General features: G+C 71.9%; 16 protein-coding genes. 9 read left to right on the top strand and 7 right to left on the bottom strand.

Going from position 1 to position 24019, the window contains the following annotated elements; all coding sequences use genetic code 11:
* Positions 1-13: 13 nt before the first annotated feature.
* The 8 genes from IE178_RS26945 (at position 14) to IE178_RS26910 (ending at position 9086) form a co-directional block, all read left to right on the top strand.
* Positions 14-412, top strand: coding sequence for a YybH family protein (locus IE178_RS26945; RefSeq protein ID WP_184765799.1), 399 nt, complete (start codon positions 14-16; stop codon positions 410-412).
* 84 nt (positions 413-496) lie between these two features.
* Positions 497-1822 carry a crotonyl-CoA carboxylase/reductase gene (ccrA, locus tag IE178_RS26940; RefSeq protein ID WP_193514143.1) on the top strand — a complete coding sequence of 442 codons (1326 nt, stop codon included), beginning with the start codon at positions 497-499 and terminating at the stop codon, positions 1820-1822.
* Positions 1823-1826: 4 nt separating this feature from the next.
* The gene (locus IE178_RS26935; RefSeq protein ID WP_184765800.1) at positions 1827-2825 is read left to right on the top strand and encodes a 3-oxoacyl-ACP synthase III family protein; all 999 of its coding nucleotides are present in this window, start codon (positions 1827-1829) and stop codon (positions 2823-2825) included.
* Positions 2822-3706, top strand: a complete 885-nt coding sequence (locus IE178_RS26930) for a 3-hydroxybutyryl-CoA dehydrogenase (RefSeq protein WP_193514092.1) — start codon at positions 2822-2824, stop codon at positions 3704-3706. The genes IE178_RS26935 and IE178_RS26930 overlap by 4 nt, the downstream gene beginning before the upstream one ends.
* Before the next feature lie 441 nt (positions 3707-4147).
* Complete coding sequence (locus IE178_RS26925) at positions 4148-5611, top strand: flavin monoamine oxidase family protein (protein WP_193514091.1); 1464 nt, start codon at positions 4148-4150, stop codon at positions 5609-5611.
* Between the two features lie 402 nt (positions 5612-6013).
* Positions 6014-6898, top strand: coding sequence for an NAD(P)-dependent oxidoreductase (locus tag IE178_RS26920; RefSeq protein ID WP_193514090.1), 885 nt, complete (start codon positions 6014-6016; stop codon positions 6896-6898).
* A gap of 236 nt (positions 6899-7134) precedes the next feature.
* Positions 7135-8037: an NAD(P)-dependent oxidoreductase gene (locus IE178_RS26915; protein WP_229876109.1), complete on the top strand. Its 903-nt coding sequence runs from the start codon at positions 7135-7137 to the stop codon at positions 8035-8037.
* 179 nt (positions 8038-8216) lie between these two features.
* On the top strand, positions 8217-9086 hold the full coding sequence (locus tag IE178_RS26910; protein WP_193514089.1) for an NAD(P)H-binding protein: 870 nt from the start codon (positions 8217-8219) through the stop codon (positions 9084-9086).
* 121 nt (positions 9087-9207) lie between these two features.
* On the opposite strand, the gene IE178_RS26905 is transcribed toward IE178_RS26910, so the two are convergent.
* The 5 genes from IE178_RS26905 to IE178_RS26885 all read right to left on the bottom strand — a co-directional run bounded on the left by IE178_RS26905 (position 9208) and on the right by IE178_RS26885 (position 13602).
* The gene (locus IE178_RS26905; protein WP_193514088.1) at positions 9208-10383 is read right to left on the bottom strand and encodes an acyl-CoA dehydrogenase family protein; all 1176 of its coding nucleotides are present in this window, start codon (positions 10381-10383) and stop codon (positions 9208-9210) included.
* A gap of 251 nt (positions 10384-10634) precedes the next feature.
* Positions 10635-11507, bottom strand: coding sequence for an NAD(P)-dependent oxidoreductase (locus tag IE178_RS26900; protein ID WP_184765807.1), 873 nt, complete (start codon positions 11505-11507; stop codon positions 10635-10637).
* A gap of 200 nt (positions 11508-11707) precedes the next feature.
* Positions 11708-12469, bottom strand: coding sequence for an SDR family NAD(P)-dependent oxidoreductase (locus tag IE178_RS26895; protein WP_193514087.1), 762 nt, complete (start codon positions 12467-12469; stop codon positions 11708-11710).
* Between the two features lie 12 nt (positions 12470-12481).
* Positions 12482-13126, bottom strand: a complete 645-nt coding sequence (locus tag IE178_RS26890) for a hypothetical protein (RefSeq protein WP_193514086.1) — start codon at positions 13124-13126, stop codon at positions 12482-12484.
* Between the two features lie 11 nt (positions 13127-13137).
* Positions 13138-13602 (bottom strand): flavin reductase family protein, encoded by a 465-nt coding sequence (locus IE178_RS26885; protein ID WP_229876107.1) that lies wholly within the window; start codon positions 13600-13602, stop codon positions 13138-13140.
* A gap of 272 nt (positions 13603-13874) precedes the next feature.
* Between IE178_RS26885 and IE178_RS26880 the strand changes: the two genes are divergently transcribed.
* A complete protein-coding gene (locus IE178_RS26880) occupies positions 13875-14264 on the top strand; it encodes a YybH family protein (RefSeq protein ID WP_193514085.1) in 390 nt (129 codons plus the stop codon).
* Positions 14265-14293: 29 nt separating this feature from the next.
* Here the strand turns inward: IE178_RS26880 and IE178_RS26875 are convergent, their stop codons facing one another.
* A complete protein-coding gene (locus IE178_RS26875) occupies positions 14294-20809 on the bottom strand; it encodes a type I polyketide synthase (protein WP_193514084.1) in 6516 nt (2171 codons plus the stop codon).
* A gap of 103 nt (positions 20810-20912) precedes the next feature.
* Positions 20913-24019 (bottom strand): type I polyketide synthase (locus IE178_RS26870; RefSeq protein ID WP_318280263.1); only part of this gene is annotated, 3107 nt, incomplete at its 5' end.

The raw sequence follows: 24019 nt of genomic DNA, 5'->3' as shown, positions 1-24019 counted from the left end.
GAACCCCCTCCTCATGAGCGAGACCCTCGACCTGACCCTGACCGACGACCCGGACCAGCAGAACGACGTGTTCGTGGCCGCGTTCAACACCGGACAGGGAGCCATCTTCGACCAGCTGTACCGCGAGGACGCGATCTCCAACCTCACCGGGACGCCGCGCACCGGGGCCGACCGCACCAAGAGCATCACCGAGTTCCTGGCCAGCAAGCCCAAGCTGAACTCCAAGGTGCTGCGCACCTTCAGCACCGGTGACACCTCCCTGCTGATCGTCGAGTTCCACCTCGAGGTCACCGGCGAGGACGGCAAGACCCAGAAGATCGACGGCACCTGCACCGATGTCCTCGTCCGTGGCGAGGACGGCAAGTGGATCATGGCCGTCGACCGTCCCGTGGCCGACGAGACCAGCGCCTGACCCTCCCTTCGCCACGCGACCAGGCCCCGCGCCGTACCCCCGTGGATCGGTGCGGGGCCTGTCACTTCACGAGACTGGAGCATGATGGATTCCCTGACCGAGGCTGTGCTCGCGGGGGCGCCCGCGCAAGTGCTGGAACGGGAGCAGGTACCGGAGCAGTACACGGCGGCTCACCTGCGGGCCGAGGACGTCGGCATGTTCAACGACGGCGGCGACAAGGACGTGCGCCGGTCCATCCGCGTCGGCAACGTGCCCATGCCGGAACTGGCCCCCGACGAGGTCCTGGTCGCGGTGATGGCCAGCGCGATCAACTACAACACCGTCTGGTCCGCGACCTTCGAGCCGGTGCCCACCTTCGGCTTCCTGAAGCGTTTCGGGCGCCTGGGCGGCCTCGCCGCGCGTCACGACCTGCCGCACCACGTCATCGGCTCCGACGGGGCCGGCGTCGTGGTGCGCGCCGGCAGCGCCGTCCGGAGCTGGCGCGCGGGCGACCACGTCGTCGTCAGCTGCGTCCAGGTCGACGACCAGGAACCGGCCACGCACGCGGACGCCATGCTCGGCGCGGGCCAGCGCATCTGGGGCTACGAGACCAACTTCGGCGGACTGGCCCACTACTCCGTGGTCAAGGCCAGCCAGCTCCTGCCCAAGCCCGCGCACCTGACCTGGGAGGAGGCCGCGAGCGTGCTCCTCACCGCGGCCACCTCCTACCGCATGCTGATCAGCGACAAGGGCGCCCGGATCAAGCTCGGGGACGTCGTTCTCATCTGGGGCGCCACCGGCGGCCTCGGGGCGTTCGCCGTGCAGTTGGTCAAGGCGGCGGGAGGCATCCCGGTCGGTGTCGTCAGCTCGGAGAGCAAGGCCAAGGTGCTCCGGGCGCTCGGCTGCGACGTGATCATCAACCGCGCGGAGACGGGCCTCGGGCGCGCCGACACGCCCGAGGAGACCATCGAGCAGGGCAAGCGTCTCGGCCGGATCATCCGCCAGGAGGTCGGTGAGGACCCGCACGTGGCCTTCGACTACATCGGCCGCGCCACCTTCGGGGTCTCCACGTTCGTCGTCCGGCGCGGCGGCACCGTGGTGACCTGCGGTTCCAGCACCGGCTACCAGCACACGTACGACAACCGCTACCTGTGGATGAACTCCAAGCGCATCATCGGCAGCCACGCCGCCAACCTGCAGGAGCAGGCCGAGCTGAACCGGCTGGTCGCCCAGGGCAAGATCTCCCCCGTGCTGTCCACCGTGTATCCCCTCGACGAGGTCGGGGAGGCCGCCCGGCTGGTGCAGAACAACGAGCACATCGGCAAGGTCGGCGTGCTCTGCCTCGCTCCGCGGGAGGGGCTCGGCGTCACCGACCCGGCGCTGCGCGAGCGGATCGGCGCGGCCGCGCTGAATCCGGTGCGGAGCATCTGACGCCATGACCGAGCGACCCATCGGCATCCTGAGCACCGGGTCCTACCTCCCCAAGGAGGAGGTCACCAACGCCGAGATCGCCGCGCGCGTCGGTGTCCCGACCGAATGGATCGAGGAACGGACACGCATCCTGGAGCGCCGGTACGCCGCGCCCGACGAGGCCACCTCGGACCTCGGCATCCGCGCGGCGGAACGCGCCCTGGAGGCGGCCGGACTGGAGGCGGACGAGGTCGACTACCTCATCGTCTCCACCTCGACCCCCGACTCCCCCCAACCGCCGACCGCCTTCCACGTGCAGCGGGGACTCGGCGCGCACGCGGCGGTCTGCTTCGACATCAACGTCGTGTGCAGCGGCTTCGTCTACGCGCTCGCGATCGCCCGCAGCCTGATCCGGGAACGGCCCGGCGGGCGGGCCCTCGTCGTGGGCGCCGACATCTACTCGCGGATCCTGGACTTCACCGACCGCCGCACGGCCGTCCTGATGGCCGACGGCGCCGGCGCCGCCGTCGTCGGCGAGGTCGACGAGCCGTACGGGTTCACCGGCTTCGAACTGGCCTCGCGCGGCGACGCGCACCGGCTCATCCGTGTCGAGGCCGGGGGCAGCAGACTGCCCGCGTCCGAGCAGACCGTCCAGAACGGCGACCACTACTTCCGTATGGAGGGACGTGCCGTCCGGGACTTCGTCCTGGACAACTTCCCTCCCCTGCTCGACGCGTTGTGCGCCCGCACGGGCACCTCCCGCGGGGACATCGCCCACTTCGTTCCGCACCAGCCCAACGGGGTCATGCTGGCACAGCTCGTCGAGCGTGCGGGCCTCACCTCCGCGCACACGCACCGCACTCTCGAACACTATGGGAACGCGGGCAACGCCGCCGTCGCGATCACCCTCGACGAGGCCCACCGTCAGGGCCACCTCCACCCCGGCGACCTCGTGCTGCTCGGCGGCTTCGGCGGCGGCATGTCCATCGGCGCCGGTCTCATCCGCTGGGGAGTGACAGCATGAACGCAACAACACAGGGCACACCGCCCATCAACCGGGTGGGCATCGTCGGATGCGGCCTGATGGGTTCCGGGATCGCCGAGGTGTGCGCCCGGGCCGGCCTGGACGTGACGGTCACCGTCTCCAGGCCCGAGTCCGTGGAACCGGGCCTGGACCGCATCCGGAACTCGCTCGGCAAGGCGGTGGCCAAGGGCAAGCTGACCGAGGCCGAGCGCGACGCGGCTCTCGGCCGGATCGAGCTGGTCCCGGACCTCAAGGCGATGGCCGACCGGCAGTTCGTCGTCGAGTCCATCCGCGAGGACGAGGCGGCCAAGGTGGAGCTGTTCGCCGCCCTGGACGCCATCGTGGAGGACCCGGACGCCATCCTGGCGACCAACACCTCCTCGCTGCCCGTCATGCGTCTCGCCCGTACCACGGGCCGGCCCGGCCGGGTGATCGGCGTGCACTTCTTCAGCCCGGTGCCCATGCTTCCGCTGGTCGAGCTCACCAGCTCCCTGCTCACCGAGAAGCCGGTGGCGGACCGGGCCGAGCGGTTCGTCTCGGAGGTGCTCGGCAAGGAGGTGATCCGCACCGCCGACCGGGCCGGATTCGTCGTCAACGCGCTGCTGTTCCCGTATCTGGTCTCGGCGATCCGCATGGCGGAGTCGGGCTTCGCCACAGCGGAGGTCATCGACCGCGGCATGCGCCTGGGCTGCTCGCACCCGCTGGGTCCGCTGCAACTGTGCGACCTCATCGGCCTCGATGTCGTCGCGTCCATCGCCGAGTCACTGTACGACGAGTACAAGGAGCCGCTGTACGCCCCGCCTTCCCTCCTGGTCCGCATGGTCGAGGGCGGCCTGCTGGGGCGGAAGACGGGACGCGGCTTCTACACGTACGACCGCTGAACCACGCGCGGGCACAGTGCGCGGCGGTCCGGCCGCGCACTCCCGCCCGGGCACCCGGCGCCCGGTTCCTCCTCCGTTACCGGAAAATGGATTGTCCGAATTCCCTCTGGACTAGCCTCAGTTCCGGGCATCAGGCGGCGCACACCGGCGGTACCGCCATCGCCGGCCATCGTGACTCGAGAAGTGACGAGGGTGCGTCGATTCCCAAGGGGGGAAGCGAGCAACAGAGTTCACGGACAGCGACCCTGTCCTGCGCACCGCACGCGCGCTCTGTTGCCTCGACATCCGGGCTGAGGTCGTCAGGACCGTCTTCCGGAACGCGGCTGCCTGATCCCGCGACGTCTCACGGGGGACGTCGCATCACACCACTGCCGTCGCACGTGTCGGCCCATACCGGCCCGCGCAAGCAGTCGGTTCAGGACAGCCACTTCGAGGAAGACTATGACCATCGAGAACGCATCGTCCCAGTCGCATCACGCCGAGGACCCGCCCGCCGGCATCTCTCGCCGGCTGTCGCGCCGGTTCCTGCTGAAGGCGGCCGGTACGACCGCGCTGACCGCCTCGGTCGCCGCGGCCACGTCGGGCACGGCCAAGGCCGTGACCCGCAACGCCTACGACGTCATCGTCATAGGCGCCGGCTTCGCCGGGGCCAGCGCCGCCCGCCAACTCAAGGACAAGGGCCTGAGCGTCCTGGTGCTGGAGGCCCGCAACCGCATCGGTGGCCGGGTGTGGACATCCACCTTCGCCGGTGAGCAGGTGGAGATGGGCGGCACGTGGGTCGACGAGAAGCAGCCGCTCGTGTGGCAGGAGGTCCAGAGGCACGGGCTGGCACTGACCGCCGACGCGCCGCCCACCCGCAGCTACTTCCCCACCACCACGACGGGTGACTGGCAGCCCTTCGACTCCCTCGACCTGTTCACACGCCAGTCACAGGTGGTCACGCCCCTGTTCGAGGGGTCGAGGGACTGGTTCCCCAACCCCTACGACCCCTTCGCCCGTGAGGACCTGATCCGTGACCTGGACAGCCTCTCCATGCGCGACCGGCTCAACCAGATGCGGTTCAGTGCCGAGGAGGAGCTGCTGGCCGACCCGGCCACCTCGTACCTGACCGGTTCGGCCACGACCATGGGCCTGACGGAGCTGGCCCACTGGTGGGCCCTGTCCGGCCACAGCTACGAGGGCTACGGGAGCATCAACACCTACCGTCCCACGGTGGGTTCGACCGCTCTCGTCCAGGCCATTCTCAACCAGTCCAAGGCGACGGTGAAGCTCAACAGCCCGGTGACCACCGTCGCGGTCAACGGCACGCAGGTCGCGGTGACGGCGAAGGGGACGACCTACACCGCCCGCGGCGTGGTGGTCGCGGTTCCGGTGAACGTGTGGAACAGCATCCAGTTCACCCCCGGCCTGCCCTCCGAGTTCACCAACCTGTCCACCCGGGGCCTCGGCGTGCGCACGGCCCAGAAGTTCATGATGCACGTCAGAGGCACCGACCTGGGCCGGTTCTCCGCGGAGTCCCCGGCGGCCTCCTCCTCGAAGATCACCGCGGTGTTCCCGTTCAAGGAGCGCTCCGACGGCAACATCGTGATCGGCTTCAGCAACGCCGCGTCGTTCAACGCCGGCAACCGGTCGACGGTGCAGACCGAACTGCGGAAGATCATCCCGGGCATCGAGGTGGTCTCGGTCTCGGCCCAGCACTGGGGCCAGGACCCGTACTCGCAGGGCGGCTGGGCGGTGCGCGCTCCCGGCATCCTGACGGGTCCGCTGCGGGCGGTCCAGAAGCCCGTGGGCCGACTGGCGTTCGCCACCAGCGACATCGCCAACGGCTGGAACGGCTACATGGACGGCGCCATCGAGAGCGGCAACACCGCCGCGGGCCAGATGGCCGGCATCCTCGGCGTCTGACGCCGGTCCCCCGGACCGCGGCCTCCTCTGCCGGGCGGGCGGAGGCCGCGGTACCGCACCGGCTCGCACAGGCCGGCCCCGTTCCGCCCGCCGCGGCACCGGGACGGGGTCGGCCCGGTCTTCCGCCGGGGCCGGCGAACCGGACCGGTCACCGGCGCGTGGAGGCGCCGGGTGTCAAAGACGTCTCGAGAAGAACCATTCATGTTCATGGCCGCCTCACGCCCATAACACCGGCCGACCCGAGCGAATAGCAAGAGATCCATAGTTTGTCATTTTCGCGAGGGGAAATTCCCTCTCGCTCAAAGGCAGGTGCCACGCCACCGTACGCACTTGATTTCCGCTGGCGCACCGGTAACACTCATCCCCGGCACCCGATTGATTTCAAGTGAGAGGGAACACGAAATGGCGGGCAACACCGCAGTTACTGTCATCGGTCTGGGAGAGATGGGGGCGGCGCTCGCCGGCGCGTTTCTGAAGGCCGGTCACTCCACGACCGTCTGGAACCGTACGGCGTCCAAGGCCGACCCCCTGGTGGAGCAGGGGGCCGAGCGTGCCGCCACGGCCGCCGAGGCCGCGCAGGCGAGCCCTGTGGTCATCGTCTGTCTCCTCGACTACGACTCCGTGCACCAGGTCCTGGACCCGCTGGGCGACGCCCTGAAGGGCCGCACGGTCTACAACCTCACCAACGGCACCCCGGAGCAGGCCCGGGAGACCGCGAAGTGGGCGGCCGACCTCGGTTACGACTACATCGACGGCGGCATCATGGCCGTTCCGCAGATCGTCGGCACCGACCACGCCTACGTGCTCTACAGCGGCTCCAACACGGAGTCCTTCGAGCGCGACAAGCCGGTCCTCAGCGCCATGGGCGACGCCCGCTTCGCGGGTACCGACGCGGGTCTTGCGTCCCTGCTCGACCTGTCCCTGCTGGCCGGCATGTACGGCATGCTCGGTGGCGCCATGCAGGCCATCGCCATGGTCCGTTCCGAGGGCGTCAACGCCCAGCAGTTCTCCACCGAGTTGCTGATCCCCTACGTGACCTCGATCGCCGGGGTGGTCGCGAACCTGGCCCGGCAGATCGACAACGACGAGTACCACATCGGTATCTCGGCGGCACTCAGCATGCAGCAGGTGGGCTTCCGCAACATCGTCGAGGCCAGCCGCAGCCAGGGCGTCAGCTCGGAGCTGCTGGACCCGATCCAGTCGCTGATGGACCGCCGGGTCGCCGACGGCTTCGGGAACGACGACTTCTCCGGCGTGATCGAGCTGCTCAAGCAGAACAAGAAGTGACGGTGCGGGGTCGCTGACTCCGCCGCCCGTCAGGTGAACCATTTCGGCCTCCAGGATCCGTTCCTGGAGGCCGAAATCATTTCCCGGGGTACACCCACTCCACGGTAATCGAGAGATGCCGAGCACTCTCTTCCTGTCTATTTCCCGACCTCCGACATGCGATTTTGAGAGCGCTTTGAGCGCGTTTTGACCGAGGGCTCTTGTGACGACGCTCAGAAGCACAGATGCTGCCTGACATGACAAATGAACCGGACATCCAGAAACTGCCGGTCACCGTGCTCGGCCTGGGTCCCATGGGCCGTGCCCTGGCCGGCGCCTTCTCACGGGCGGGTCATCCCACCACCGTCTGGAACCGCTCCCGGGGCAAGGCGGACGACCTGGTCGCCGCGGGCGCGCGGTGGGCGGACACCGCCGCCGAGGCGGTGCGCGCGGGCGACCTGGTCGTGGTCAGCGTGGCCGACTACGACGCGGCGCAGTCGGTGCTCGACACGGTCGACACCGCCGACTTCGAGGGCCGGGTGCTGCTCAACGTCTCCACCAGCACGGCGGAGCGGTCCCGCACCGCGGCCGAGTGGGCGGCGAAGCAGGGCGTCGACTACCTCGACGGTGCCATCATGATCGGTCCGAACTTCATCGCGACCCCGGACTCGCTGGTCTTCCTCAGCGGTTCCAGGGACGCCTACGACCGCCACCGCGTGACCTTCGAAGCCCTGGGCGGCCGCGTGGTCCACGTCGGCGAGGACCCCGGCTTCGCCGCCCTGTACGACATGTCCCTGCTCGACTTCTTCTGGACCAGCATGTCGGGGATGATGCACAGCTTCGCCCTGGCCGAAGCGGACGGCGTGAAGGTGCGGGACTTCGCCCCCTACCTGAAGGTGATGCTCGACACGGTCGCGCTGCTCGCGCCGGACACGGCCCGCGAGATCGACGAGGGGGCCTACCCGGGCGGGGGCGAACTGCTCACGATGCGGTGCTCCACGGTCGACGACATCATCGAGGCGGCTCAGCTGCGAGGGCTCGACACGAGCGTGCTGCGCGCCGTGTCGTCCGTCGAGCACCGCGCACGCGCCCTGGGTCACGCCGACGCCAGCTACACCGCCACGGTCGAGGGCGTCCGCCGGCCCGAGCCGACCGACTGAGGGAGAGGGACAGGATCGCGAGACGGGGCCGGATCGCGAGACCCGGCCGCGCGGTGGCCATCGCCCGTCCACTGGCCCGCCATTGGCCGTCCAGAGGGGTGAATCCGCTGGTCACCGGGTACGTAGTGGGGTGCGGGACCCCCTTGCTCCGGGCCTGCGGAACCGGTGAAGTGAGCCGCATGACTGAGAACCTGACGGAGAGACCCATCGTCGTCCTCGGTGGTCTGGGCAAGGTCGGCCGCCGGCTGGTACCGGCCCTGCGTGACGGCGGCCACCCGGTGCGGGTGGCGTCCCGCTCCTCCGAGCAGCATTTCGACTGGCTCGACACCGCCACCTGGGCCCCCGCCCTGGAGGGCGCCCGCGCCGTGTACGTGGTCTACCTGCAGAACCTGTTCAGCCCGGAGGCCGCCGTACGGCTGCGCTCGCTGGGCGAGTTGGCCCTCTCCCTGGGCGTGGAGCGGGTGGTCCTCCAGTCGGCACGGGGCTGGCCGGAGGCCTACCCGGCCGAGGTGGCGGTGCGCTCCTCCGGTGCCCCGTGGACGATCCTGCGTCCCGCCTGGTTCTTCCAGAACTTCAGTGAGGCGCTGCTGGTGCACCCGCTGGTGGCCGGCGAGGTCCGCCTGCCCACCGGAGACGGCCGGGAGGCGTTCGTCGACGCGCAGGACGTGGCCGAGGCGGCCGCGCGGGTGCTGACCGAGGACGGCCACACCGGCCGCCTCTACGAGCTGACCGGGCCCCGGCTGCTGACCTTCGGCGACGCCGTGGCGGAGATAGCCGCCGGCACCGGGCACGACTTCCGCTTCAGCACGCAGTCCGCCGAGGAGTTCGCCGCCGAGATGCGGGCCGCGGGTGTGCCCGAGCCGTACCGGTACATGGACACGGAGGAGTTCGCCCGAATGGAGTCGAGTCTCTTCGCCCAGGTGCACAGCGGTGCCAACGGCTACCTCACGGACGCCGTGGAACGCATCCTGGGCCGGGCGCCGCGCGACTTCGCCGACTACGTGCGCGAGACGGCGGCCACGGGCGTGTGGGACAAGCAGCCGTCGTAACGGCGCTGCGAACGCCCACACTCCCCCGCAACGCCCGAGCGCCCCGCCCCGTACGGCACGTCGAGTGCGTACGGGGCGGGGCGCCGTGCGTGGGGCCCCGGGATCCGCCCGGTCCGGCGGATCAGAGGTAGTCGTTGTCGGGCTCCAGGCCGAGCAGCAGGCGCCCCTGGACCTCCAGGGAGGCGAGGGGGGCGAACAGGCCGTGCACCGACAGGGCCAGGATGTCCCGTTCGATGCGCTGGAGGTCTCCGCTGCGCACGATGACGGAGGCCGGGCTCAGGGTGTAGAGGGTGTCGACGGCCTCCTTCGACGTCTGCACGATGTAGGCGATGTGCCCGCGGATCGTCGCCTTCTCCGCCACCGTCAGGCGGCGGCCCTGGTCGGCGCGTTCCTGCACCAGCTCCAGCAAGGAGCGTTGCAGGCCCTCCGCCGCCGCGATCTTGTTGGCGGCCACCGCCACCTGATGGTGGATGTGCGGATGCTTGATCTGCTCGGTCCAGTTCGAGTACGCGATGCCCTTGCCCGGGAGCTTCTCCACGAAGACGTCGAGGGCTGCCCGGGCCAGGCCGGTGTAGACGGCGGTGCACTGGGTCAGCACGTAGCTGAGCAGGTGGTAGTTGCGGCTCCTGAGGTCCTCGTTCCACCGGCCGCGGGTGGCCGCGTCGTACGCCTCGGCGCCGACCACGCGGTGCGCGGGGACGAAGACGCCGTCGGCGGTCGAGGTGACACTGCCGGTGCCGGCCGCGCCGAAGACGTCCCAGTCGTCTCCGATGACCAGGTCCGAGGTCGGGACCAGCGGGTACAGGTCCTCGACCCGGCCGTCCCCGTGCTCGACGAGCGCCGAGCAGACGTTCCAGTCGGCGGCGCGGACACCGCTGTTGAACCGCCACTCGCCGGTCAGGAGGTAACCGCCCTCGGTCGGCACCAGCGTCCCGGAGGGCGTGAAGCCTCCGGAGACGCGCACCCGGCCGCCCGCGAAGATCTCCTCTTGGGCCTTGTCGGGGTAGAGACTCGCCATCCACGCCGTGGTCACCCAGACCGCGGTGACCCAGCCGGTGGAACCGCAGGCCTTGGCCACCTCCTCCAGGACCGGTAACTGCTGGGCGGCCGGAAGGTCCGTACCGCCGAACCTCTCGGGCACGGCGATACCGAAGACCCCGGCCTTTTCGAGGAGTTCGACGTTCTCGTCCGGTATCCAGCCCGCCTTCTCGGCGGACCGGGCGTTCTCCCTGAGTATCGGGGCAATGCTCCGCACCGCTTCGAGCACCGCCAGATGGTGCGCATCGGCAGCAGTCATCCCACTCACCCTCCCTTGTTGGCTTCTGTTCCCGTGGCTCAGCGCCGGTCGTGAACTTCATGGCCCCGCAGGAACGTATCCTCGGCGTGTCATGCTCTGGTAATCCGATCGGGCGCCGGTGCATGGACAGCCGGTTCCCCCGGAATGTGCGGTGGTCGAACGGCGCGGGCGCGTGAGAGGGAAAAAACGGCCCGGCCGGCCGCCCGCGGTTCACGGGCGGCCGGCCGGGCGGACGCGGAGTGGCGGACCGCCTACGCGGAGGCCTGCTTGAGGAGTTCGACGATGCTCGTGGCACTGTCCTCGGCCCGGCCGGCGTCGAAGCCGCGCCGGAGGAGTTCCAGCACCGCGGTGGGCAGCGAGGAGTCGACACCGCTGTCGAGTCCGGTCTCCACGACGTGCTCGATGCTCGCCAGCCCCATGGAGAGCCGCTCCACGTCGCCGGCGAAGTTCCCCTCGTCCAGCCGGGGGGTGTAGAAGCCCAGGAAGTCCGGCATCGAGGCGAGGGTGCCGGAGGCGTAGGGCAGCAGGTCGGCAGCCGAGATGCCGTTGGCCTTCGCGACCGCGACGGCGTGCAGCCAGGAGAACAGGGACGTCCAGAAGATGTCGAGCTGGAGCTGGTAGTAGAGGGCGGCCAGTCCCTGGTCCTCACCACGGTGGTCCGCGGCGGAGATCACCTCGAGCGTGGCGCGGTGCTCCTCGAAGACCTCGCGAGGGCCGCTGTAGAAGGTGAGCGCGCCCGGGCCGGCGATGCGGTGGGGCGGCACCGTCACCCCGCCCGTCAGGTACGCCGCGCCGTGCCCGTTCACCCAGTCGGCGGCCTCGCGGGACTTGGCGGGCGTGTCCGAGCTGAGGTTCACGACGGTCCTGCCCTCGAGTGCCTCGGTGGCCTGGCCGAGGATGGCGTACATCGCCTGGTGGTCCGTCAGGCTGAGCAGGACGAGTTCGTGGGCGGCGAGGGCGTCGGCGACCGTGGGTGCGAGGACGGCCCCCTTGGCCACGAGGGGCTCGGCCTTGCTCGCCGTCCTGTTCCACACGGTCACCTCGTAACCCTTGGCGAGGTACGCGTCGGCCATCGCACTGCCCATCGGGCCGAGTCCGACAAGGGTGAGCGACTGCTTCGACATGGGTGTCCTGCCCTCTCGTGGTCGGGGGAGAAGGGGCCCCGCGCCGGTACGGCACCACCGCTCCGGCGGTTCGGCCCGGCCCGGCGAAGGAGCCGTACCGAACAGGGCACCCCACGTGCCTCTATGTGGCTTGCGAATCTATCCGGGCGCCGTGCGGCGGCGGTAACGGCGGAGTAATCCGCCCCTGGCCGCACCGGTTCTCACTGGTTGACGAAGCCGCCGTCCACCGGCAGGACCGTGCCGGTCAGAAAGGGGCAGCGGTCGCTGAGCAGCCAGGCCGCGGCCGCGGCTATCTCCTCCGGTTCCGCCGTACGGCCCTGGGGGGTCATGGAGTTGACCATGGCCTCCAGTCCGGGGTTGCGGGCGAACCAGTCCGTGGTGATCTCGCTGCGGGTGGTGCCGGGCGCCACGGCGTTGACCCTGATGCCCTGCTGGGCGTACTCGTCGGCGGCTGCCCGGGTGAGGCCCACGACAGCGTGCTTGGAGGCGATGTACGGCGCGGCGGTGGGGATGGCGACGAGCCCTCCGACGCTGCTGTTGTTGACGATCGCGCCACCGTGCTCCAGCATCGCGGCGATCTCCGCGCGTAAACAGTTGAAGACGCCACGCACGTTGGTGTCCATGATGGTGTCGTAGGTCTCGTTGTCCATCTGGTGCAGGGGGGTGCGGTCGCCTCCGACGCCGGCGTTGTTGAACGCCCCGTCGAGCCGTCCGAACCTACCGACGGCCGACTTCACCGCCATGGCGGCCTCCTCGGGCGAGGTGACGTCGGCGACCACGTACTCCGCCTCGGCCGCCTCGGCGCGCAGCTCTTCGACGAGCGCGGCCAGCCGATCCCGTCTGCGGGCGACCAGGAGGACCGCCGCGCCCTCCTGCGCGAACACCCTGGCCGCCGCCGCTCCGATACCACTGCTCGCCCCGGTGACGAGGACGACTTTCCCGGTAAGAAGACCTATGCCCATGGGAAGATCCTGTCAGGACTTGATGTTCCTGTTGTGAACTTTTGTCGAAACGGGTGATTGCGACACGTCGCGGCGGGTCCGGGCCGGTGCCGGAGTCCGGCGCACCGAGGCCCCCAGGTCCCTGATGAGGTCGGCGGCCCGGGATCCCGGCCGCGGCGTCCCGTCGCCGAGCGCCACGAGCGCGGCGCACTCCATGAGCAGCGTCCCCATCTCCGCCGCCCGCTCCGGTTCCAGCGGACGCTCCCGGGGGCACTCGCCGCCGTCCCGCGTCCGGCAGACCCGGCCGGACGCCTCCGCGAGCGTGTGAGCCCCGTGGCACAGCAGCGCCCGCCGCAGCCGGGGGTCCTCGCGCTCGGCGCGGCCGAGCACGGTGTCGAGTGCCTCCGCGTACGCGGCCATCACCTTGGCGGTGAAGGGGTCGTCGAAGTCGTGCCGGTCGGTGAAGGACACGCCGCGGGGATCGGGAAGGCCGTGGGCGGAGTCGGGGCCGGCGAGGGTGCCGTGCGGTTGCGGGGCGCCGTGCTGCCGGGCAGGCGCGGGCCGGGTGAGCCGCGTCACCGACCGGGCCAGGCCCTCGTTCAGTGCCTCGATGAACCAGGGCCCGACCAGAGGCTCCACAGGCCAGGCCGGCTTCTGTGTGCTCGTTCCTGCGGACATGGTCCCCCCTGTCATTCGGGGGCGGCTCCGAGCTGCCGGAAACCGCCGTTGAAGAAGAGCAGCCCTGACGAGTCCTGCGCCGTGGCGGCGTGGACCACGTCACCGATGAAGATCGAGTGGTCGCCCGAGTCGTACGCCTCGGACAGTTCGCACTCCAGCCAGCCGACCGCGCCGTGCAGGAGCGGCGCCCCCGTGCGGGCCCCGGGCTCGAAGTCGAACCCGTGGAACTGCTCGGGACCCAGCGGCCTGGCCTTGTCGGCGAAGTGGCGGGCGACTTGTTCCTGTCCGGCGCCCAGGATCGAGACGCCGAACCCGTGTGCCGAGGTGATCGCCTTGTGCATGACGGCACTGTGGGCCACGCAGCACAGGACTTTCGGCGGCTCCAGGGATACCGAACTGAACGCGTTGGCGGTCATTCCGTGAATGTTCTCGCCGCCGACGCTCAGCACGATGACGCCGGTCGCGAAGCGCGCCATTGCCGACCGCATCGACGCCGGTTCCACCGGCATTCGGTCAACAACTTCGTTCACTGACACAGGACTCATTCCGAAACCCTCCGAAGAAGCATGGGAAAAGCGTAGGGGGCCGCCTTCCGCTGTCTCTCACCACGGAGTAACCGTCGCGGCGAGGCGGCTTGTTGCCTGGCGATGACCGGGAGATGGCAGGCTCACGCCCGGAACGCGTGGGCCTTTCGGGCCCTTTCGCGTGCTTTTCCGACCGGCCCGGACGACCGAGGAGTGATCACGCCATGACGGCCATCAACGAAGATCTGAACCAACAGGTCCTGACACGGGCGGAACTCGCCGTCAGTGCCTTCAACAGTGGAGATGTCGCCACTCTCGACCGGCTTTTCGCCGTTGACGCCATCTCCGTCCAGGAGGACGGCAGTGTCCTTTCCGGGCCGGAACGGACGAAGGGACGGGCGGAGGTGCTGGCGCTGGGGCCCGTCATGACGGCGCGGGTGCTGGAGTCCTACGTGACGCCCGACACCGCGCTGCTGGTCGTGGACTGGTCGATCGAGGTGGACACGGTCGAGGGCGGACCCGAGCGTCACTCGGGCACCGCTCTCGACGTGCTGCGCCGACGGGCTGACGACTGGCTGTACGTCATCGACAACCCGTACGGCACGAACATCTGAGGAACACGGTTGGGGCCGCGGCGGTGTGCTCACCGGGAGGCGCCCGCTCCGGCTCCGCTCTCCTGCGGGGCGGGGAAGTACCCCGTGTCCGCGAAGAACTCGACGTACTTCCGGAACAGTTCGCCGGTGACCGGCGGGCAGGCGATGCCGGTCCCGTCGAGCGCGGCGACGGTCTCGGTGGTGGCGATGGCCGGGTAGAAGGACTCGCTGTCCGCGACGAGCAGTTCCACCGCGTCGAGCAGCGGTGCGGCGGAGTTCTCCGGGTCGGCCTGCACCAGCTCGAACCATGTCTTCCGGTCGAGCTCGTCCAGCGGGTAGCCGTACGCGCGCAGGTAGGCCACCACTTCGGCGAACGTCACATGGCTCTCGTTGCAGAGGTGGTAGGTGCCGCCCGCGGCGGTCCGGCTCCGGGAGACGGCGACCAGGGCGGCGCTCGCGTAGTCGACCGGCATCAGCCGGAAGACACCGGGAAGTTCGGCCGGAGCCGCACCGGCCTGGAGCATGCCCTTGATGGTCAGCCACACGAAGTCACGGGTCTGGCAGGCCCCGTTGACCTGGTCGCCGGCGATCTGGTCGACCCGGTAGACGTTCACCGGCAGGCCGCGTTCACGGGCGATGCCGATGATCTGCTCCGTGACCCACTTGCTCTGGGTGTAGCCGTTGGGCAGCACCTCGCCCGGCCCCGCCGGGTCGGTCACCTTCAGCGGCACGCCCCGGGTCACCGGGCCCGCGAAGACACCGGTGGTCGACACGTAGTGCAGCGGGACGGTGCGGTGCCGGGCGGCGAGCCGCAGCAGTTCCTCGGTGCCGAGGACGTTGGCGGCCCTGACCGTCGCGTACGGGTGGATCCAGTTGACCGAGGCGCCGGGGTGGTAGACCACGTCGACGGTGCGGGCCAGCGCGTCGAACTCCTCCTCGGTCAGACCGAGCCGGGGCGCGGCGAGGTCGCCGACGACGACACGCAGACGGCCGGGGTCGATGTCGTCCCAGAGGCGGTACCACTCCAGGTTGGCCCGCACCCGCTCCAGGGCCTCGGCCTGGTCGGCGGCGCGCACCAGCACGTGCACCCGGGCCCGTGTCGTGCGCATCAGGTCGCGCAGCACGAACGCGCCGAGGAAGCCCGTGACGCCGGTGAGCAGCGCGTCCTCGGGGTCCTCCGCCACCAGGTGGACCTCGTCGGCCGGGCGGATGTCGTCGGCGAGCCGGATCTCGGCGGCGAAGTCCACGCGCGGCTCGGCCCCGCCCTGCTCTCCGCCGGCGAACTCGGCGTGCAGGTACCCCGCGAGTGCGGCGGGCGAGGGGTGGTCGAAGACGAGGCTGGCCGGGAGCCGGGTGCCGGCCGCCGCGCCGAGCCGGTTGCGCAGTTCGACGGAGGTCAGGGAGTCGAAACCGAGCTCGGGGAAGGCCTGGTCGGGCCGGATTCCGGAGGGGTCGAAGTGACCGAGGACGGCCGCCACCTCGGCGCGGACCAGGTCGAGGACGATGCGGAGCTGTTCCGCCTCCTCCTTGCCCTCGAGCAGAGCGGCCAGGCTCCCGGCGCCCAGCGCCGACTCGCTGACCGTGCGGCGCACCGGTGTGCGCGCCAGTGACTGGAAGACCAGGGGCGCCGAGGTCCGCTGCTCGCGCAGCGCCTCCACGTCCACGGGCACGCCGACCAGGGCGGGGTCGCCCAGGGCCATGGCGGTGTCGAGCATGCCCGGTCCCGCGTCGGACTCGACGAGCCGGAAGCCGGCCCGGACGATGCGGTCGATGTCGGCGGTGTCGAGGTTGGCGGCCATCGCACCGAGCTGCTCCCACAGGCCCCAGGCGACGGAGGTCGCGGGCAGGCCGTGGGCGCTGCGGTGTTGGGCCAGGGCGTCCAGGAAGGAGTTGGCGGCGGCGTAGGTGGACTGGCCGGCGCCGCCGATCACGCCGGCGAGCGACGAGAAGAGGACGAACGCGGACAGGTCCAGGTCGCGGGTGAGTTCGTGCAGGTGCCAGGCGGCGTCGACCTTGGGCCGCAGGACCGCGTCGAGCCGCTCGGGGGTCTGTGCGGTGATGAGACCGTCGTCGAGCACACCGGCGGCGTGGACCACGCCGGTCAGCGGCCGGTCGGCGGGCAGTCCGGCGAGCAGTTCCTCCAGTGCGGCGCGGTCGGCGGTGTCGCAGGCGGCGACGGTCACCTCGGCGCCCAGTGCCGTGAGGGACTCCCGCAGTTCGTCGGCGCCGGGCGCGGCGGGGCCGCTGCGGCTGGTGAGCAGCAGATGGCGCACCCCGTGTGCGGTGACCAGGTGGTGGGCGAACAGGGCGCCGAGGGTGCCGGTGCCGCCGGTGATGAGGACGGTGCCGGCGGGGTTCCAGCTGCCGCCGGGCGTGGCGCCGGGTGCCGGGGCGCCGACCCGCGTGACGCGGGGGACGAGGGCCCGGCCCTGCCGGAGCGCGGCCTGGGCCTGGCCGGAGCGCACCAGGGCGGGCAGGGCGGCGAGGGAGGCCGGGTCGTCGTCGAGGTCGACGAGCACGAACCGGCCCGGCGACTCCGACTGGGCGGTCCGCAGCAGTCCCCAGACGGCGGCCGCGCCGAGGTCCGTGACGTCCTCGGGGCCGGCCGCCACGGCGCCGCGCGTGACCCAGACGAGCGGGACGTCCTCCAGGCGGTTGTCGGCCAGCCACTCCTGGACGGTCCCGAGGGCGTGGTGGGTGGCCGCGTACACGGAGGCGATGCCCTGACCGTCGCGGGCCGGGGTGTGCCGGGTCAGGACGGCGTCGAAGACGGCGCCCGCGTCCACGGCCTTGGCCGCCGCGGCCACGTCGGCGAGCTGGACGGCGTCGAACAGGTCGGTTCCCAGCTGTGCCAGGGCGGCGGGCCGCTCGGGCGCGGTGAGGCCGAGGTGCCGCCAGTCCACGCGAAGCAGGGAGTCGTGGCTGCGGGCACCGCCGGCGCCGACGGCGGCGGCGCCGACGGCACTCGGGGTCAGCGAGGCGATCGTGCCGATCGGCCGTCCCGTCTGGTCGGCGATGTCGACGCGCACGGCGTCGCCGTCCGGGGTGAACCGGACGCGCAGCGAGGTCGCCCCGCCGGCGTAGAGCTGGTAGCCGCTCCAGTGGGTGGCCAGCCGTGCCCCGGCGCCCGCCGGGGTGCCGAGGGCGAGCGGCAGCGTGTGGAGGGCCGCCTCAAGCAGGGCCGGGTGCAAAGCGAACTCGGGTGCCTGTGCGCGTAGTTGGTCCGGAATGCGGACCTCGGCGAGGAGTGCGTCGCCGTCGCGCCACAGGCCGGTCAGGCCCTGGAAGGCGGGGCCGGTGGCGATGCCGTCCGCCGCGAGCCGGTCCTGCGCCTCCGCCGGGTCGACGGGTGCGGCGCCGGCGGGCGGCCACTGGGAGAGGTCGGCGGTGGCCCCCGGGGCGCGCAGGCTGAGGCGGCCGGTGGCGACGCGGGTCCAGGGAACGTCCCCGCTGTCCGGGCGGGCGTGCACGGCGAACGGGCGTGCGGCCGTGGTGTCGCCGGGGTCGGCGGCATCCACGACGACCTGGACCTGGGTGCCGTCGCCGGTGGCGAGGACCAGGGGCTCGTGGAGTACCAGCTCGTCGACGGCGGTCAGGCCGACCTCGTCACCGGCGCGCACGGCCAGCTCGGCGAGGGCCGACGGCGGCAGCACGGCGGCACCGTGGACGGTGCTGTCGGTGAGCCAGGAGTGGGTGTGGGCGGAGATGCGGCTGGTGAACAGGGTCTGACCGGCTCCGGCCACGGTGACGGCCGCGCCGAGCAGCGGATGCTCCGCGGGAGCGAGGCCGAGCCGGGTGACGTCGACGCCGGTCGCGGCGTACCAGTAGCGCTCGCGCTGGAAGGCGTACGTGGGCAGCCGGACCGCGCGGACGTCGTGGCCGGTGAAGACCGTCTGCCAGTCGACGCGGCCGCCACGGGTGTGGAGCGCGCCGAGGGAGGTCAGGAACCGGTCCAGGCCGCCGTCGTCGCGGCGGAGCGTGCCGACCACGACGGCCCGCTCGTAGCTCTCCTCCAGAACCGGGCCGAGCACCGGGTGCGGGCCGACCTCGACGAAGGTGTTGTGGCCGCTGTCGACGAGGGCGCGGGCGGTGGCCTCGAACTCCACCGGCCGGCGCAGGTTCTGGTACCAGTACTCGGCGTCCAGCGTGGTGGTGTCCAGCGGGCCGGAGGTCACCGTCGAGTAGAACTGCGCGGTGCCCTCGCGGGGGCGGATGGGCGCCAGGGCCTCGACGAGGCGGTCGCGGATCTCCTCCACCTGGGCCGAGTGCGAGGCGAAGGCGGCGGAGAAACTCCGGGCCCGTATGCCGTCCTCCTTGCACCGGGCGACGAACGCTTCGAGGGCCTCCCCGTCCCCGGAGACCACGGTCGACCGGGGTCCGTTGACGACGGCTATGGACAGGCGCTCGCCCCAGCCCTCCGCTTCGAGGCGGGCGGCGAGTTCCTCGCGGCCGAGGGCCACGGAGGCGATGCTGCCGCGGCCGTGCAGCACGTGCGCCACCTGGCTGCGCAGGGCGGCCACGCGGGCCGCGTCCTCCAGGGTGAGCGCTCCGGCGACGTAGGCGGCGGCGACCTCGCCCTGCGAGGAGCCGACGACGGTGTCCGGCTGCACGCCGTACGAGCGCCACAGCGCGGCCAGGGAGACGGCCACGGCGAAGGAGGCGGGCTGCAGGACGTCGACACGGTCGAGGGAGGGCGCGCCGTCGGCATGGCGCAGGACGTCCTCCAGGGACCAGTCGACGTACGGGGCGAGGGCCTTTTCACAGGCGCGGATCGTCGCGGCGAACACCTCGGAGGAGTCGAGGAGTTCGATGGCCATGCGGTCCCACTGGCCGCCCTGTCCGGGGAAGACGAAGACCGTCTTGCCGCCGTCGACGGCGTTGCCCTGTACGACGTGCGGCGACGGCTCGCCGTCGCGCAGCGCGCGCAGGCCCTCGCGCAGTTCGCCGAGGTCCGCCCCGATGACGCCTGCCCGGTGGGGGAACGTCGAACGGGTGGTGGCCAGGGAGTACGCGATGTCCAGCGGGTCGGTCGCGGGGTGCCGCTCCGTGTGCGCGAGGAGCCGTCCGGCCTGGGCGCGCAGCGCCTCGGGGGACTTCGCCGACAGGACCCACGGGACGGCCGGGGTGGGGGTGACGGTGGCGGCGGGCGTGCCGTCGGTGTCCTGTCCGGCCGGCTCGGCGGGCTCGGGGGGCGGCGCCTGCTCCAGGATGACGTGGGCGTTGGTGCCGCTCGCGCCGAAGGCGGAGACACCGGCGCGGCGCGGGCGGCCGGTCTCGGGCCAGGGCCGTGCCTCGGTGAGCAGGCGTACGGCGCCGGCCGACCAGTCGACGACCGGGGTGGGGTTCTCGGCGTGAAGCGACCTCGGCAGGATGCCGTGCCGCAGCGCCTGGACGGTCTTGATGATGCCGCCGACGCCGGCGGCGGCCTGTGCGTGTCCGATGTTGGACTTCAGGGAGCCCAGCCACAGGGGTTGTTCGTCGGTGTGCTCCTGCCCGTAGGTGGTGAGCAGCGCCTGGGCCTCGATCGGGTCGCCGAGCGTGGTGCCGGTGCCGTGCGCCTCGACGGCGTCGACCTCGGTGGCGTTCAGCCGGGCGTTTCGCAGGGCCTGGCGGATCACCCGCTCCTGTGACGGGCCGTTGGGCGCGGTGAGGCCGTTGCTCGCGCCGTCCTGGTTGACGGCGATGCCCCGCACCACGGCGAGGACGTCGTGGCCGTTGCGCCGGGCGTCGGACAGCCGCTCCACGACGAGGAGGCCGACCCCCTCGGACCAGCCGATGCCGTCCGCGGAGGCGGCGAACGGCTTGCACCGGCCGTCCTGGGCCAGTCCGCGCTGCTGGGAGAAGTCGATGTGTCCGCCGGGGGTCGCCGCCACGTACGAGGCTCCCGCGAGGGCCAGGGTGGACTCCCCCGAGCGCAGCGACTGGACGGCGAGGTGCAGGGCGACGAGCGAGGACGAGCAGGCGGTGTCGATGGAGACCGCGGGGCCTTCGAGGCCGAGGGTGTACGCGATGCGTCCCGACCCCATGCTGCTGAGCTTGCTGGTCATCAGGTAGCCGTCGAACTCGCCGGGGGTGTCGAGGCCGAGGTAGCTCTGTTCGACGAGCCCGGTGAAGACCCCTGTCTTGGAGCCCTTCAGGGTGGCCGGGTCGATGCCCGCGTCTTCCAGGGCCTCCCAGGCGGTCTCCAGCAGGATCCGCTGCTGCGGGTCCATCGCCAGGGCCTCGCGGGGGGAGATGCCGAAGAACGCGGCGTCGAAACGGGTGGCGTCGTCGACGAAGCCGGCCTGCCTGACGTAGGTCCGGCCGGGCTTGGTGGGGTCGGGGTCGTAGAGGTTGTCGAGGTCCCAGCCCCGGTCGGCGGGGAAGTCGGTGATGGTGTCCCGCTCGTCCATGACGAGCTGCCACAGCTCGTCCGGGGAGGAGACGCCCGGGTAGCGGCAGGCCATGCCGACGATCGCGATGGGCTCGTCCCTGCCGGACTCGAGCTCGGTCACGCGCCGGCGCGCCTTCTGGAGGTCGCCCGTCACCTTCTTGAGGTAGGCGAGCAGCTTCTCTTCGTTGGACATGCGAACCTCGGATCTCCTTGGATCGTCCGGCGGATGGGGGGAAAGCGCGCTGCGGTTCGGGGCCGGCCCGGGTGGTTCGGTGTCCGCCCGGGCCGGCCCGTACTCAGTGGGTGGGGTCGCCGATGCCGTCGAGCTCGGTGTCGATCATCGCGAAGATCTCCTCGGCCGAGGCCGCCTCGATCCGGCTCGTCATGTCCTCCTGCGAGTCCGCGCCGGCGGTGAGGCGGGACACGAGCATCTGGAGGCGTACGACGAGTTCCTCACGTCCCGGGTCGTCCGCCGGGCCGTCGGCGAGCGCGGCTTCCAGGGTGTCCAGGGCGCTGAGGGCCGGGGGCCGGCCGGCCGCGTCCTCGGGGGTGAGGAGTTCCAGGAGGTGGGCGGTGAGCGCGGCGGGCGAGGGGTGGTCGAAGGCCAGCGTGGCCGGCAACCGCACGCCCGCCCGCTCGCCGAGCCGGTTGCGCAGCTCGACGGCGGTCATGGAGTCGAAGCCCATCTCCTGGAAGGCGCGGTCGGCCTCGACGGCGCCGGGTTCGGCGTGTCCGAGGACGGCGGCCACCTCGGTCCGCACGAGAGCGAGGACGGCCTCCCGGCGCTCCTCGGCGTCGAGGCCGGCGAGCCGGCCGGCCAGCCCGCCGTCCGCGGGGCCGGCGGCCGTGGCACCGCGCCGGTTGACCACTCCGGCGAGGGTGCTCAGTACGGCGGGCACCAGGCCGTTGGCCCGCATGACCGCGGGTTCCACGGGCAGGGCCACCAGCGCGGGGGCGTCCATGCGCAGCGCGGCGTCCAGGAGCCGCGTGCCCTCGTCCGGTGTCACCTGCCGGAAGCCCTCGCGCAGGAACCGGTTGCGGTCCCGCTCGTCGAGGTCCGCGTTGATGTCGCCGTCGATGTCCCACAGACCCCATGCCACGGAGGTGGCGGGCAGTCCGTGGGCCGCCCGGTGCTGTGCGAGGCCGTCGAGGAAGGCGCCGGCCGCCGCGTAGTTGGCCTGTCCGGGTCCGCCGATGACGCCGGTGTGGGACGAGAAGAGCACGAACGCCGACAGGTCCCGGTCCCGGGTCAGGTCGTGCAGGTGCCAGGCGGCGTCCGCCTGGGCCCGCAGTACGGCCGTCAGCTCGTCCGGGGTCAGCGTGGGCAGCAGGGCGTTGCGGACGATCCCGGCGAGGTGCACGACCGCCGCCGGCGGGTGCTCCTCGGGAACGCCGGCCAGGACTGCCGCGAGGGCGTCCCGGTCGGCCGCGTCGCACTGGACCACGGTGGCCTCCGCGCCCGACTCCCGCAGATGGGCGGGGAGTTTCGGGTCGTACCAGGACTCTTCGTCACGCCGGTCGAGCAGGAGCAGCCGCGTCACCCCGTGCGCGGTCACCAGGTGCCGGGTGATCTGTGCGGCCAGGGCGCCGCCCGCGCCCGTGACGAGGACGGTGCCCTGCGCTCCGATGGTGGGGGCGTCGCCGGTGGTGGCGGCGTCCGCCGGGGCGTGCCCCGCCGTCCGGGCCTCCGGGTCCTGCGGCCCGGTGCGGTGCAGCCTGGGCAGCAGGACCGTGTCGTCGCGCAGGGCCGCCTGCGGCTCGCCGGAGGAGAGCAGCGCGTTCAGGAGTTCACCGGACGGTGCGCCGTCCGCGGCGGCGTCGACGAGGACGATCCGCTCGGGTGCCTCCGCCTGGGCGGAGCGCACCAGGCCCCAGACCGCGGCGGCCGCGGGGTCGGCGGGTTCCTGGGGGACGGCGGCGGTACCACCTCGGGTGAGCACCACCAGTCGGGTGTCCGTGAGCCGTTCGTCGGCGAGCCACCGCTGGACCAGGTCGAGGGTCTCCAGGGCGGCGCGGTGCGTCGAACCGACCACGTCCATGGTGTCCGCGGCGTCCCCGGTGCGGTCCGGGCCGGGCTCGGCGAGTACGGCGTCGACCGCTGTGCCCGCCGCGACGGCGTCGCCGAGGTCGGTCAGGGTCGCGTACCGCTCGGCGTCCAGGCCGGTCTGCGACGCGCCCAGTACGGCCCAGCGCACCGGTGCGCCGGGGGCGGCGGTGGTGAGCGGCGTCCACCGGAGGTGGAGGAGCGGCTGGTGCGCGCCGTCGGCCGGCGCGAACCGGTCCTCCGGCAGGTCCTCGAAGGCGAGCCTGTCGACGGTGAGGACCGGCTGCCCGGCCGCGTCCGTCAGCTGCACGGAGACGGCGTCGCCGTCGGCCGGCGCGACCCGGACGCGGACCACCGAGGCGCCCGTCGCGTGCAGCCGGACGCCCTGCCAGGCGGCCGGGACCCGGATGGTGCCGGCGGGGGGTTCGCCCGCGATGCCGCGCACGGCCCGCTCCAGGAGCGCGGGGTGCAGACCGTGGGCCGCGGCGTCCGGCAGGAGGCCCTCGTCCAGGTGTGCTTCGCCGGCGTCCGACAGGCCGTCGGGGACGGTCGCGGGCGCCGGGTCGGTGGGGGGGCCGAGAACGCCCTCGGCGTGCGCGGCCCGGTCGGGCTCCGTGCCGTCGGCCACGACGTGGACGGTGAAGGGGCGCCGCCCGGTCTCGTCGGGCGCGCCGACGACGGTCTGGAGCCGGGCGGTGCCGTGGTCGGGCAGGACCAGCGGCCGGTGCACGGTGAGGCTCTCCAGGTGGCCCGCGCCGACCTCGTCGGCCGCTCTGACCGCGGCCTCGACGAGTGCGGAGGCGGGCAGCACCGCGGTGCCGAGGACCGTGTGGTCGTCGATCCATCCGTGGGTGCGCCGGGAGAGGCGGCTGGTGAACACCGTCTGGCCGGTGCCCGCGACCGGTACGGCGGTACCGAGCAGCGGGTGCCCGGTCGCGTCCGGGCCGGTTCCCCCGTCCTCCGGTGCCGTGGGCTGCAGCCAGTACCGCTCGTGCTGGAAGGCGTAGGTCGGCAGGGGGACGCGGCGGGCGCCGGTGCCCTCGAAGAACGCCTCCCAGTCCACGCGGACGCCGCGGCTGTGCAGTGTGCCGAGCGCCTTGACGAGGGTCTCGGCCTCGGGGTGGTCGCGTCGGAGCAGGGTGAGGGCCTGTGCGTCGTCGCGGCCCTCGGCCTCCAGGGTCTCCTGTGCCATCGCGGCCAGGACCCCGTCGGGCCCTGCCTCCAGGAACGTCGTCACCCCCAACCCGACGAGGTGACGCACACCGTCGTGGAAGCGGACGGCCTGACGGATGTGCCGCGCCCAGTACCCCGGCGAGGTCAGCTCCTCCTCCGTCGCCAAAACCCCGGTCCCGTTCGACA

This window comes from Streptomyces griseoloalbus, from assembly GCA_014650015.1.
Lineage (GTDB): Bacteria > Actinomycetota > Actinomycetes > Streptomycetales > Streptomycetaceae > Streptomyces > Streptomyces griseoloalbus.
This window is presented reverse-complemented; position numbering and strand designations above follow the sequence as displayed.

Bases quoted from the DNA above. Each gene is read 5' to 3' on its own strand.
- IE178_RS26945 (WP_184765799.1), top strand. From the start codon at position 14: ATGAGCGAGACCCTCGACCTGACCCTGACCGACGACCCGGACCAGCAG.
- ccrA (WP_193514143.1), top strand. From the start codon at position 497: ATGGATTCCCTGACCGAGGCTGTGCTCGCGGGGGCGCCCGCGCAAGTG.
- IE178_RS26935 (WP_184765800.1), top strand. From the start codon at position 1,827: ATGACCGAGCGACCCATCGGCATCCTGAGCACCGGGTCCTACCTCCCC.
- IE178_RS26930 (WP_193514092.1), top strand. From the start codon at position 2,822: ATGAACGCAACAACACAGGGCACACCGCCCATCAACCGGGTGGGCATC.
- IE178_RS26925 (WP_193514091.1), top strand. From the start codon at position 4,148: ATGACCATCGAGAACGCATCGTCCCAGTCGCATCACGCCGAGGACCCG.
- IE178_RS26920 (WP_193514090.1), top strand. From the start codon at position 6,014: ATGGCGGGCAACACCGCAGTTACTGTCATCGGTCTGGGAGAGATGGGG.
- IE178_RS26915 (WP_229876109.1), top strand. From the start codon at position 7,135: ATGACAAATGAACCGGACATCCAGAAACTGCCGGTCACCGTGCTCGGC.
- IE178_RS26910 (WP_193514089.1), top strand. From the start codon at position 8,217: ATGACTGAGAACCTGACGGAGAGACCCATCGTCGTCCTCGGTGGTCTG.
- IE178_RS26905 (WP_193514088.1), bottom strand. From the start codon at position 10,383: ATGACTGCTGCCGATGCGCACCATCTGGCGGTGCTCGAAGCGGTGCGG.
- IE178_RS26900 (WP_184765807.1), bottom strand. From the start codon at position 11,507: ATGTCGAAGCAGTCGCTCACCCTTGTCGGACTCGGCCCGATGGGCAGT.
- IE178_RS26895 (WP_193514087.1), bottom strand. From the start codon at position 12,469: ATGGGCATAGGTCTTCTTACCGGGAAAGTCGTCCTCGTCACCGGGGCG.
- IE178_RS26890 (WP_193514086.1), bottom strand. From the start codon at position 13,126: ATGTCCGCAGGAACGAGCACACAGAAGCCGGCCTGGCCTGTGGAGCCT.
- IE178_RS26885 (WP_229876107.1), bottom strand. From the start codon at position 13,602: ATGGCGCGCTTCGCGACCGGCGTCATCGTGCTGAGCGTCGGCGGCGAG.
- IE178_RS26880 (WP_193514085.1), top strand. From the start codon at position 13,875: ATGACGGCCATCAACGAAGATCTGAACCAACAGGTCCTGACACGGGCG.
- IE178_RS26875 (WP_193514084.1), bottom strand. From the start codon at position 20,809: ATGTCCAACGAAGAGAAGCTGCTCGCCTACCTCAAGAAGGTGACGGGC.